Source organism: Prevotella fusca JCM 17724, assembly GCF_001262015.1.
Taxonomy (GTDB): Bacteria; Bacteroidota; Bacteroidia; order Bacteroidales; family Bacteroidaceae; genus Prevotella; species Prevotella fusca.
This window is the reverse complement of the sequence record NZ_CP012074.1, coordinates 1,197,296-1,210,000: the sequence shown is the minus strand read 5'-3', so window position 1 is coordinate 1,210,000 and position 12,705 is coordinate 1,197,296. Positions and strand designations below refer to the sequence as shown.

Genomic DNA, 12,705 nt, shown 5'->3' with positions numbered 1-12,705 from the left:
TTATCCCGTGGCGAGAAGCAGATGTCACGATGTCCATCAAAGTTATAATCGTCCTGTTCAACTGTGTATTCAAACGAGCTGATAAGGTTTACTGATTGTATATACTTGTTGTTGATATAGATGTTGGCAAAGGCTTTTCTCTTCTCTGTTTTTATCTCCCATGTTACAAATTTCTCTTTATCTTTCTTCCACCATTCACGCTGTTCCTCTGCTAAGGCTTGATGATACCTTTTGGAGTCAGGGCTAATTAGCATCATGTATGTTTCCCAGCCAAGATGTTGCTTGGAACGATCGACCATAAACTCACTACAACCAACATCTAATCCACCATCATCAGGAATGCGGTCGATACCGAAGTTTGCCTTTTTTATAACGTTGGTTTTATATGATTTCCATACTCCCTTATACTGATTATTACAATAGCCATCCCCTTCATTATTTATTTCATCCATATAGACAGAGTCTTTATATATGAAGAAGTCAGACTCTAAACGACCTGAGAACATCCCTGCTCCATATTGTTTAGTATCTTCTTTAAATTCATACTTTGCAATCATTTTGTAGTGTTTGACGGGATAGTATTCAGTGTCAACCTGCTTGAATCTGCTGATGTTTACATTACCTGTAAAGCTACAGATATTATCTTTTACACGAGTTTTGCCCGCAACATGGTAAAGTTCAGCTTTCTCCTTGTCCTTGTAGACAGTATCAAAGTGTATGTACAGGCGTTGTCCGTTGCCAATACAGCCGAGAATATTGTTGTTCATCAGCAAATGGCTGTAATCATATTTCAGGCAGTTAGCATCTTTTGCACAGGTCACTTGGTAAGATGTTACTGACAGTAAGATGAATATAAGAACTTTCTTCAACATAATAATATTTCTTTCTTCCTTGGTTTCTTATGATTACAAAGATAATATTTATTTCTTAATTGCAATCCCTGATGTCTTTTTTCTTTCTTATCGGTATGGAAAGTTTTGGTGTTTTAATTTGTCTATACTTTCTTTTGTTAGCTATACTTATGTCCATCGTATAGTGTTTTTTGTGACAAATTCTTTTCTAATAGAGAAAAAAACATTAACTTTGTCAACCACATATTTTATCATGTTATATTTCATCAAGCGAATAGTAGTTTGGCTAAGACGTGCACGGTACTCCAGAGGATTTGGTGTGCAGTCGCCTTGGGCATATAAGTTTATCCGCTATGTGGTAAATGAGCATTATCCTTATTATAAGTATAAGCAACTTGACAGGCAGGTGTATGGGCTTGATAAGAGAACCCGTAAGCTGTGTAAGTTCTACTTCCGTTTAGCTAATTTTCAGCAACCTTACACCTTCATAGATTGTTATCCGGCATCTCAATGCTATAAGATTTATGTCAATGCAGGTTGCAGGAAAACACAATATTATAAGGTGACAGAAGATATTTTGCAGGAAGAGTGTGTCCGCCTGTTCTCTGAAGCAGGAGGGCACAGCATGGTCCGCATACCGATAGCACAGAACTGTCGTGCTCTTGTTGATAAGGCATTGGATTTTCTTCCCTCGTCTTCAGTTCTGGTGATTGAGAATATCAAGCGGGACAAGGAGGCTGAGGAATACTGGTCTGCGCTTATCTCAGACTCAAGAACGGGCGTCAGTTTTGACTTGTATTATTGTGGTGTTGTCTTCCTTAATAGGGAGATGGTGAAACAAGACTACATTGTGAATTTCTGATAATGACAATCTCAAACTTCATAAATGTAATACGGTTATGACAGTATATACGAAAGCTGGTGATAAGGGGACAACGTCCTTGTGTGTCGGTAAGCGGGTTTCAAAAGACGATATACGTGTTGAAGCATACGGCACACTGGATGAACTGAATGCAGAAATAGGTGTTCTTACATCGTTGCTGCAGGCAGATTCCATAAACAAGACCGTTTTCCCGACAGCCGGACTGATTTCTTTTCTGCAGGAAATTCAGGAGGAACTTTTTGTTATCGGGGGCGAACTTGCAGTTGATAAGCTCAGATCTGCGGAAGTTGCCAGTGTCAGTCAGCTGACAGAGAAGATAGAAGCCAGTGTCGACAAGATGGAAAGCCAGCTCCCCGAACAGCATCACTTTGTCTTGCCCGGAGGTACGCTCGCAGCATCTCAATGCCATGTCTGCCGCACAGTGTGCCGTCGTGCGGAACGGCGTATCGTCTCGTTGTCCACTCATACTGCTGTCTCATCGGAACAGTTAGCCTTTATCAACAGATTATCAGATTATTTCTTCATTTTGTCACGTTATTTGAATAATAATGGGAATATAAGTGAAAAAATATGGGAAAAGACTTGCAGATAAGAAAATATATATTACTTTTGCACGCACTTAGAAACATGTAAAAAAATAAGAATATGTATTGGACACTGGAATTGGCCTCTAAGCTGGAAGATGCTCCATGGCCTGCAACAAAAGATGAGCTGATTGACTATGCAATGCGATCAGGTGCACCACTTGAGGTTCTTGAGAATCTTCAGGAGATTGAAGATGAAGGTGATGTCTATTACAGTATCGAGGACATCTGGCCTGACTATCCGTCAAAGGACGATTTCTTGTGGAATGAAGACGAATATTAAGACAATAGAAAAGAGGTTGTATCAGAAATGATACAGCCTCTTTTTTGTTTAAGTAATGTGTGGCTAAAGCCTAAATCTTTATTTGTTGCATATCAATAAGGTGTGGTTGGCTTTAACCTCTTAATATACTGCTCTCACGCTGAAAGAAGATAGCACAGCTGCTTGTTTGGAAATTTCATTACAAAATAATTAGTCTCGCCGCTTGTTTTCAGTCAAAAGAATGCTGTTTTTATCTATCTTGTAACTGTCTTGTAATCAATAAGTTGTGAAGTCGTGCAAGAAAAGGTGCTTGATAGGACTCCAATAAGGCGTTAGTTGCATGTCAAAAGAGCACCTCTTAGCCTCCAATTAAGCGTTATTTCAAGTGCAATTAAGCATCAATACGATTGCGTTGTTTGAATTATGTTTACAGTCAAGGTGTAGATGTGCTTGTTTTATCCCTGCAATTTCAATGAAGAACCTTTCAAGCACAGCTGTTAAATATTATAAGATGTAATTCGGAGCACATATCCTCTACCTCCTTAATATTTATAGGCGGGAAAGCAATAAATCATTTGTCAAAGCGTTATAGAATCGTGTTTAAACGCTTAATACTCATATTTACGCTTGCTTGTCTGATAGGAGATTCTGTCAAGGCACAGTATGATCCGTCCTATAGTCATTATTGGGCGATGGAATCATCGTTCAATCCTGCTGCTGTCGGGAAGGACAACAAGCTGAATGTGGTAGGTGCCTATGCCCTTGACTTCGCTGGTTATGAGCACAATCCGAATACCTTTTATGTGGGAGCAGATATGCCACTCTATTTTATGAAGCAGTATCATGGTGTGGGTGTTTCCATTCTCAATGACAAGTTAGGTGCCTTCACGCATCAGCGAGTAGCCGGACAGTATGCCTTCCGTCAGAATCTTTGGGGAGGAATGGTCTCCGCGGGCGTTCAGGTCGGTATGCTTTTTGAGAAATTAGATGGTTCCAAGCTGGATCCGGAGGAGGCAAGTGACCCCGCTCTGTCACAGTCAGAAGTCAATGGCAACGGGCTTGACCTTGGTGCCGGACTCTATTATACGCACAGGAACTGGTATGTCGGCGCATCCGTGCAACACCTCAATTCGCCCTTGGTAGAGCTGGGTGAAACCAATGAGTTGCAGATAAACCGTACGTATTATTTAACAGGTGGATACAATATTAAACTGCGAAATCCGTTTCTTAATATACCGACTTCAGTCCTGGCACGCTATGACGGGACGAGGTATCGGGCTGACATAACGGCCCGTCTGGTCTACACCCACGAGAAGAAAGTGCTTTACGGAGGTGTGTCTTACAGTCCGACAAACTCCGTGACAGCCTATGTCGGTGGAACATTCCACGGTATCAACGTCGGTTACAGCTATGAGATGTACACAGGTACAGCCGCCTTCAAGAACGGCAGTCATGGGTTGTTCGTCAGTTATCAGACCGACATCAACTTGCAGAAGAAAGGCAGGAACAAGCATAAAAGCGTAAGATTTCTATAGAAAGATATAATGAAAATGAAGAAAAGTATAGTTGCCATTTGTCTTGGTGCACTCGTCTTGGGAACACTGACAGGCTGTTTCGCAGGTAAGACAACCTCTTCGTCAGGTCGTGGCGGCGAGGTTACTGGCGTTGGTGGAGGGCGTGCCTTCCGAGAGCCAACTCCTTACGGCATGACACTTGTCAAGCGTGGCTGGTTGAGAATGGGTCTGGAAAAGCAGGATTCGCTCTGGGGAAAGAAGACGCCCGTGAAGGACATCTCCGTTGACGGATTCTGGATGGATGAGACTGAGGTCACCAATTCGGAGTATAAGCAGTTTGTTGAGTGGGTCCGCGACTCAATCATCCGCACCCGTCTGGCTGATCCTGCATACGGTGGCGATGAAACCTATATGATTACTGAGGACAAGAACGGCGACCCAGTTACACCTCATCTGAACTGGAACAAACGTCTTCCTCGCAAGCCTACTGAGGATGAACAGCGTGCCTTCGAGAGTCTTTACGTGACCAATCCTGTTACAGGCGAGAAGTCTATTGACGCCCGACAGATGAACTACCGCTATGAGATTTATGATTATACGTCTGCTGCCCTGCGTCGCAACCGTATGATTCCACAGGAGCGTAACTTGAATACAGACGTCACCGTTGACCCTAACGAGGTGGTGATGATTTCAAAGGATACAGCCTACGTTGATGACAATGGCGTTATTCACAATGAGACTATCAACCGTCCGTTGACAGGTCCATGGGACTTCCTCAATACCTATATCGTCAATATCTATCCCGATACGACCTGTTGGGTGAATGATTTTCGCAATTCAGACAACGAGATTTATCTCCGTAATTACTTCAGTAACCCTACTTATAACAACTATCCTGTAGTGGGTGTTACGTGGGAGCAGGCGAATGCCTTTTGTGCCTGGCGTACGGACTATCTGCTCAAGGGATTGGGCAGGGAAGCCCGCTATGTTCAGCGTTACCGTCTCCCGACCGAGGCAGAGTGGGAGTATGCTGCCCGTGGAAGGAACCAGGACGAGTTCCCTTGGGACAATCAGAACGTGAAGAACGGTAACGGCTGTTTCTTTGCCAACTTCAAGCCCGACCGTGGTAACTACACGAAGGACGGTAACCTGATTACAAGCAAGGTGGGTATCTACGGCACAAACTCCAATGGTCTGTTCGATATGGCAGGTAATGTTGCCGAGTGGACAAGTACGATATATACAGAGGCTGGTGTTGATGCGATGAATGACCTCAACCCACAGCTGGACTATAAGGCGGCCAAGGAAGACCCTTACCGACTGAAGAAGAAGAGTGTCCGTGGTGGCAGCTGGAAAGACCCTGAGAGCTATATCCGCAGTGCCTGGCGTACATGGGAATACCAGAACCAGCCTCGCAGCTACATTGGTTTCCGTTGTGTCCGCAGTCTTGCAAGTTCATCAAGTGAGGCAGCTAAGGAGAATAAGAAAAGCAGTAAGAAAAAGAGAAGATAAATGACACAGTACAGCAAATACAACTTTGTTTACCATCTGCAGAAGTGGATGGATAGCGTTCCAGGACAGACGTTCCTTAACTATGGTTATAGCTGGGGTGCTTCGGTAGTTATTCTCGGAGCCTTGTTCAAGCTGACCCACTTGCCGGGAGCTAATATTATGCTCTACTTCGGTATGGGTACGGAGGTTGTTGTGTTCTTCCTGTCAGCTTTTGACCGTCCGTTTGACAAGACTGATGATGGTCGTGAACTCCCGACACATGTTACTGACGAGTATCTTGAGCGGACGGAGAGTGATACGGAAAGACCAGCTGTTGTTACACAGCCACGATATGCTGCCGTTGAGAATGTCGCACAGAGTGTCCAGCAGGCAATGCCTTCAGCCAGCGATATTGCTGTAGCGGTTGTCGGTCAGCAGAGTAAGGCTATTGCCGATGCACAACAGCAGACGCCGGAGATGGTAGAGGCGCAGACCAACTACGTATCGGCACTGCAGAGTCTGACGGAGATGTTGGGCAAGGTGAACGACCAGAGCCAGCGTCTTACCCGTGACAGCGAAGAGATGGAGAATCTCAACCGCACGCTCACAGGTATTGCGAAGGTCTATGAGATGCAGCTCAAGGGCGCCAGCCAGCAGATTGGTACGATTGACCAGATTAATGAACAGACCCGCAAGATGGCACAGCAGATTGAACAGCTCAATAGTATCTACGCCCGAATGATTGAGGCAATGACTGTCAATATGCGTGTCGCAGCACCTGGTGCAGCCACCCAGCAGTCTGCCACTGGGAGCTTGTAATGATGTATTATGGTAGGGGAGAGGCTGTCGGCAGCTGTCTTCCCGCTACAAATAATAGAATTAATGGCTATTAAGAAGAGAAAGATCTCCCCTCGCCAGAAGATGATAAACCTTATGTATATCGTCCTCATGGCAATGTTGGCATTGAATATCTCCACCGAGGTACTCAATGGCTTCTCTGTTGTTGAAGAGAGCCTGAACCGCACAACGGGAAATTCATCCAAGGAGAACGATGCTATCTTTGGCGAGCTCGACCAGATGATGCGCAAGAATCCACAGAAGGTAAAGCAGTGGTTCATGATGGCATCGACGGTAAGAGAGATGAGTGATTCTCTCTATAATTATGCACAGTCACTGAAAGTAGCCATCGTTCGTGAGGCTGATGGTGAGAATGGTGACCCCTTGAATATCGAAGGAAAGGATAATATTGAGGCTGCCAGCTACATTATGTTGAATCCTGCAAATGGGCAGGGACACAAGCTCTATAAGGCAATCAATACCTATAGAGCACGTATTCTCCAGTTTGTAACGGATCCGCGACAGAAGAAGATAATTGAAAGTAACCTTTCTACGGAGGTTCCCCGCCATTCAATGGGGAAGAACTGGGAAGAGTATATGTTCGAGAATATGCCTGTTGCAGCGGCAGTGACGCTTCTTTCGAAATTGCAGAGCGATGTCCGCTATGCTGAAGGTGAGGTGTTGCATACCTTGGTGGCTAATGTCGGACTGAAAGACTTGCGTGTCAACAAGCTGGAGGCATTCGTTGTGCCGAATCAGACACGCCTTTATCCAGGTGAGACGATGACCGCAAAGATGTTTATGGGTGCTGTTGACTCAACACAGCAACCACAGGTCTATGTCAACGGGCAGCTTATCAAGGGTAATCAGATTACTGTCAAGGCTGGTGCTCCGGGCAAACATACATTGAGTGGATACATTCTTGTCAAGGATTTGATGGGTAATGTGTTGCGCAGAAACTTCTCGCAGGACTACTGGGTGACGGGTGGTCCGCAGCCAAAGCAGTACATCAGTCCTGAAGGAATGCAGAAGGTTCCACCGTTTGATGGTATGGCTACGATTGCTGCCGACCTGATGAACGTGCTCTATGCAGGCTTTGATAACCCGATAACAATCAGTATCCCTAACACGTCTCAAGGTGATATACAGGCTACGATGTCAGGTGGTTCGCTCGTGTCAAGAGGCGGTGGTCATTTCATTGCACGTCCGTCGGCTGTCGGTCAGCCTGTGACCATTGCCGTTTCTGCCAAGGGTCGCAAGATAGGAGAGTATCAGTTCCGTGTGCGAAAACTGCCGGATCCATCGCCATATATCGCTATGGGTGCTGACAGATTCAAGAGTGGAACGCTGTCTAAGGCTGTACTTATGTCGGCACCGGGTATTCATGCGGCTATTGATGATGGCTTGCTTGACATTCCTTTCAACGTAACCAGCTTCCGTGTTGTCTTCTTTGACAATATGGGTAACGCTGTACCTCTGGCAAGTAACGGTGCTTCCTTCTCTGCACAGCAGAAGGAACAGTTCCGTCAGTTGAGCCGTAACAAGCGTTTCTACATTACAAATGTTGTCGTTCATGGTCCTGATGGCACAACCCGAACGCTCAATGGAAGAAATATGGAGGTTATTGTGAGGTAGCGGTGGCAGTTGACGAGTTCGCAAGCAGGCAAGTTTATGTGTTGACGAGCAGACAAGTTGATTGATGACTTTGCTGTTATGTCCGCCTATAACTTGTTGCCTCAGCCTCTCTCTTAGAAAAGAACAAACAAAACAACAATGAAAAGAATATTTCTCATAGTCTGTACAGCATTTCTGGCACTTACGGTAAGTGCACAGCCTGCTGCACGTCGTAACCAGCAACAGCGTCAGTCGCCAGCGAATACGATTACAACACGTGCACAGATATCCTTCCCGACGACAGCTCCTTTGGAAGAAGATGTTGTCTGGAGACGTGATATCTATCGTGAACTGAAACTTGTTGAGGATGCCAATGCTGGCTTATACTATCCTACTGAGCCTGTAGGTTCACAGATGAATCTCTTTACTTACATCTTCAAGTTGATGATGAGTGGTCCAAACCGTGGCGGTATTGCGGCTTATAACTACCGTATGGACGGCAATGAGATGTTTACTGATTCGGCGCGGGTCAAACCTTTGCAGTTCCTCGACAACTATCACATCTTCTACGAGCATACTGACCATGGTATCCGTCTTGATAACAGCGACATTCCTTCTGGTGAAGTGAAAGGTTACTATCTCAAGGAGAGTGCCTATTATGATCAGGGAACAGCCACCTTCCATCGTAAGGTTGTAGCCCTCTGCCCGATAATGTATCGTGAGGATGACTTTGGAGATGGCGAGGTTAAATACCCTCTCTTCTGGGTTCGTTACGACGATCTGGCTCCTTTCCTTGCCAAACAGACCATCATGACCAGCAATCTGAACAATGCTGCAACGATGAGCGTAGATGATTATTTCACAATGAATCTCTACAAGGGAAAGATTTACAAGACCACCAACATGCTGGGTAAGACCCTCGCACAATACTGTCCTACCGACTCAGCCATGGCTGCTGAACAGAAAAAGATAGAGTGGGAGTTGATGGCTTTTGAGAAGACTATCTATGGTGACCCTGCCCGTCGTGACAGTCTTGACAGTATAGCTGCAGCCAATGAAGCGCTGAAAATGCCAAAGAAAGCTGGTCGCAGCCGCCGTTCTGGTACTACGACAAGGACTGTCAGCCGCACGCGTCGTACTTCTTCCAGCAGTGCAGGACCAGCCCCAGCACGTGTCACAGTACGTCGGGAACGCCATTAAGAAACCTTCTTAATTTATTTTAATTGGGCAATAATAGTCTTGTAGAAACGATTAATGTATAGAGACGCTCGGATAGCACCCGCTGTTTTGAGCAGACTTTCTGATGTGTGAGGCGTATGTTCAAGCACGAGAGAGTCCTTTTTAGTTCTTTTATCATTGATACTTATGATTATGAAGAAAGTTTTTTCATTGGCTTTATTGGCCCTGACAGTCTTTTTCTCCATTCCTGCACATGCAGATGAACCTTTGAAAATCGGTGTGAAGGCGGGATTGAATGTGAGTGATTTTCACTTCAGCAGTGAAGTGTTTGATAAGTCAAACCAGATCGGCTGGTTTATTGGTCCTACAGTGAAGTTCACCTTGCCAATTGTTGGCTTGGGTATGGATGCCTCTGTTCTCTATGATTACCGTTCTGCCAAGCTCAATTATGCAACTGTGGAACAGACAGTGAAGCAGCAGCAGCTTTCCATTCCTGTGAACCTCCGTTATTCCATCGGGTTAGGTGGTACGGCAAACATCTTCTTCTTTGGTGGTCCTCAAATTGCTTTCAATGTGGGCGATAAGGATTATCAGTGGAACAAGAGTAGCAACTATGCGTTGAAGAACAGTAACTTCAGTGTCAATCTTGGTTTCGGTGTGACAGCCTTGAGACATCTGCAGGTGAGTGCCAATTACAACATTGCCTGTGGCAATACTGCTGATGTTACCTGGAAAACTGCGACTGATGCAGCAACCTCAATCTTCCATAAGAAGAGTAGCCGTAACAGTTCATGGCAGCTGGGCATAGCTTATTTCTTCTAACGGAGACCTATAGATTACTATACGAAAAGTCCCATTCCATTATCGATGGAATGGGACTTTTTGTGTTGTGTAAGCTGTTGTTCTTTGCCTTTTTCGGACGAATTGGAACCATGGTGTGTTAGAGAGATGCAAGTTTTAGAAATCCTTTTAATCTTCCCATGTTCCTTTTGTTGCAATCCGTTGTTTGTAATCTTTTCTGTTTATTGGGCACCGTCATCATTGTGTAATTGCATCTTTCTTCGTAACTTTGTATTCAAACCAATTCTGTTTTAAGGAACAGCCAGTAATGGCTGGCAGGAAATCAAAAGCTGCAATGACTTACGCTAACATCATCTTACCCCTTCCCCTTGAGGGCTTTTTCACCTACGGTGTGCCCGATGCTCTGGCATCACGGGTCACTGCCGGCGTGCGTGTGTCTGTACCTTTGGGTAAGAGCAAGACTTATGTAGGCATTGTTGCAGGTTATCCTGTAAATATACCGAATCCATCGGAAGAATCTATAGTGGGTGGAAAGAAGATAACCTATAAGAATATCATTGATGTACTGGATAATGCCCCAGTACTCCTTCCACAGCAACTGAAGCTATGGCACTGGATAGCTGACTACTATATGTCGCCTATCGGTGATGTCTACAAGGCAGCACTGCCCTCGGGACTGAAAGAAGAGTGTGGTTATCGTCCCCGTACAGAGCTTTATATCCGTCTTGCTGACAACTTCCGGCACGATCGCACGCTCACACTGATGATTGACTCGATGAAGCGTGCTGCGAAGCAAGTGGAAGTTCTCATGGCTTATCTGCAGCTGGCTGGAGTCGATGAAATGGGGGGAATTACACCTGATACTGTGCTTCGTGAAGTAACAAGAGAGGAACTGATGAACGTAACCCATACCTCGGTTGCTGTCGTCAGGGCGTTGCAGGATCGGAAAATCCTTGTTACCTACGAGAAAGAGGTTGGTAGACTGAATGATGGGGAACCACCACATCCGGAGAATATGAAACCATTGAATGATGCACAGACCGAGGCTTACAATCATGTTCTCCTGCAGATGATGGGGCATCCTGTGACGCTTCTGCACGGAGTGACCTCCTCTGGGAAGACGGAAATATATATCCACCTTATTCAGAAAGCACTCAATGAACACAAGCAGGTGTTGTACCTCCTGCCAGAGATAGCCCTTACGGTGCAGATTACAGAACGCTTGAAGGCGGTGTTTGGTAGTCGTCTGGGAATTTATCACAGTAAGTACAGCGATGCGGAGCGTGTGGAGATATGGCAGAAACAGCTGTCTGCAACGCCATACGATGTCATACTGGGTGCACGGAGTGCCGTTTTTCTCCCATTCCATCGGCTTGGGCTTGTGATAATTGATGAAGAACATGAACAGAGTTTCAAGCAGCAGGACCCTGCACCTCGCTATCATGCCCGTTCGGCAGCCATCGTCCTGGCACGGATGTATCCCGGTGCAAAGACACTCTTGGGGACTGCTACACCCTCTATGGAGAGTTATTACAATGCCAAACAGGGCAAGTATGGTCTTGTGGAGTTGACACGTCGTTATAAAAACATACAATTGCCGGCGATTGAGGTGGTAGACATCAAGGACCTCTACCGTCGGAAGATGATGACAGGTCCCTTCTCTCCACGTCTGCTCTCGGCTGTGCGTGAAGCCTTGGGGCGTGGCGAACAGGCTATCCTGTTCCAGAACCGTCGTGGCTTTGCCCCCATGGTGGAGTGCAGGCAGTGCGGTTGGGTTCCGAAGTGTCCCGACTGTGATGTGTCGCTGACCCACCATAAGAACATGAACTACCTCTCCTGCCACTACTGCGGCTATACGATGAAAGTACCTGAGGTATGCCCCTGTTGTGAGAGTAACGACATCCGGGGACGTGGCTATGGTACGGAGAAGATAGAAGATGAAGTCCGTAACATTTTTCCCGATGCTCGCATTGCCCGTATGGACCTTGATACGACACGCACACGCAATGCCTATGAACGGCTGATTAATGACTTTTCGCAGGGCAGGAGTAATCTTCTGATAGGTACACAGATGATTTCAAAGGGGCTTGACTTCGATAAGGTGTCGGTCGTGGGAATCCTTAATGCGGACTCGATGTTGAACTATCCCGATTTCCGTGCTTACGAGCAGTCGTTCATGATGATGAGCCAGGTGAGTGGGCGGGCTGGCAGAAAGGGTAGGCAGGGATTGGTAATCCTACAGACAAAGAGTCCGGAACTACCTGTCATCCAGCAGGTGATGCGAAACGATTATCAGTCGTTCTATTCCGACTTACTGACTGAGAGACGTGAATTTCATTATCCTCCATTCCATCGTCTTGTCTATGTTTATTTAAAGCATAGGGATGAAAATACTGTGAATACTGCCGGACTGGAGCTTGGCAGCAGGCTGCGTGAAATCTTCGGAACCCGTGTTCTCGGTCCTGACAAACCTTCTGTGGCACGTGTGAAGACGCTGAATATACGGAAAATAATGCTCAAGTTGGAGAATGGTATCGACTATCCACGTGTCCGCCAGTATCTCCGTAGTGCATTGGATGCCATGTTAAAGGATAAGCGGTATGGTGCTCTTCAGGTGTATTATGATGTTGATCCATTATAATTTCAGATGTTTGTATCCTTTCTAAAATCTCCTTTCCCAAATTATTTA

11 protein-coding genes (1 of these 11 running past the window's edge) are annotated in these 12,705 nt (G+C 45.7%); 10 read left to right on the top strand and 1 reads right to left on the bottom strand.

Features of this window, described 5'->3' with window-relative positions:
* Nucleotides 1-872, bottom strand: the 5' portion of a protein-coding gene (locus ADJ77_RS05065) for a hypothetical protein (RefSeq protein ID WP_050696095.1). The gene continues 433 nt to the left of window position 1, outside the view; 872 of the gene's 1,305 nt are visible here — the first part of the coding sequence; its start codon is at nt 870-872; its stop codon lies beyond the left edge, outside the window.
* Between the two features lie 232 nt (nt 873-1,104).
* On the opposite strand from ADJ77_RS05065, the gene ADJ77_RS05060 reads away from it, so the two are divergent.
* From ADJ77_RS05060 to priA, 10 genes are all read left to right on the top strand, one after another.
* Nucleotides 1,105-1,713, top strand: coding sequence for a hypothetical protein (locus tag ADJ77_RS05060; protein WP_025078247.1), 609 nt, complete (start codon nt 1,105-1,107; stop codon nt 1,711-1,713).
* 37 nt (nt 1,714-1,750) lie between these two features.
* A complete protein-coding gene (locus tag ADJ77_RS05055) occupies nt 1,751-2,326 on the top strand; it encodes a cob(I)yrinic acid a,c-diamide adenosyltransferase (protein WP_025078248.1) in 576 nt (191 codons plus the stop codon).
* A 53-nt stretch (nt 2,327-2,379) separates the two neighbouring features.
* Nucleotides 2,380-2,601, top strand: a complete 222-nt coding sequence (locus ADJ77_RS05050) for a DUF2795 domain-containing protein (protein ID WP_025078249.1) — start codon at nt 2,380-2,382, stop codon at nt 2,599-2,601.
* Between the two features lie 575 nt (nt 2,602-3,176).
* Entirely contained in the window at nt 3,177-4,115 is a 939-nt protein-coding gene (locus ADJ77_RS05045) for a PorP/SprF family type IX secretion system membrane protein (RefSeq protein ID WP_025078250.1), read from the top strand.
* A gap of 9 nt (nt 4,116-4,124) precedes the next feature.
* A complete protein-coding gene (porK, locus tag ADJ77_RS05040; protein ID WP_025078251.1) occupies nt 4,125-5,606 on the top strand; it encodes a T9SS ring complex lipoprotein PorK/GldK in 1,482 nt (493 codons plus the stop codon).
* Entirely contained in the window at nt 5,607-6,404 is a 798-nt protein-coding gene (gene porL / locus ADJ77_RS05035) for a type IX secretion system motor protein PorL/GldL (protein ID WP_025078252.1), read from the top strand. It begins immediately after the preceding gene.
* 63 nt (nt 6,405-6,467) lie between these two features.
* The gene (gene porM, locus ADJ77_RS05030; RefSeq protein ID WP_025078253.1) at nt 6,468-8,057 is read left to right on the top strand and encodes a type IX secretion system motor protein PorM/GldM; all 1,590 of its coding nucleotides are present in this window, start codon (nt 6,468-6,470) and stop codon (nt 8,055-8,057) included.
* 138 nt (nt 8,058-8,195) lie between these two features.
* Entirely contained in the window at nt 8,196-9,236 is a 1,041-nt protein-coding gene (porN, locus tag ADJ77_RS05025; protein ID WP_025078254.1) for a type IX secretion system ring subunit PorN/GldN, read from the top strand.
* A gap of 171 nt (nt 9,237-9,407) precedes the next feature.
* The gene (locus ADJ77_RS05020) at nt 9,408-10,037 is read left to right on the top strand and encodes a porin family protein (protein ID WP_025078255.1); all 630 of its coding nucleotides are present in this window, start codon (nt 9,408-9,410) and stop codon (nt 10,035-10,037) included.
* 313 nt (nt 10,038-10,350) lie between these two features.
* Nucleotides 10,351-12,657, top strand: coding sequence for a replication restart helicase PriA (gene priA / locus ADJ77_RS05015; RefSeq protein ID WP_050696219.1), 2,307 nt, complete (start codon nt 10,351-10,353; stop codon nt 12,655-12,657).
* The last annotated feature ends 48 nt before the right edge of the window (nt 12,658-12,705 follow it).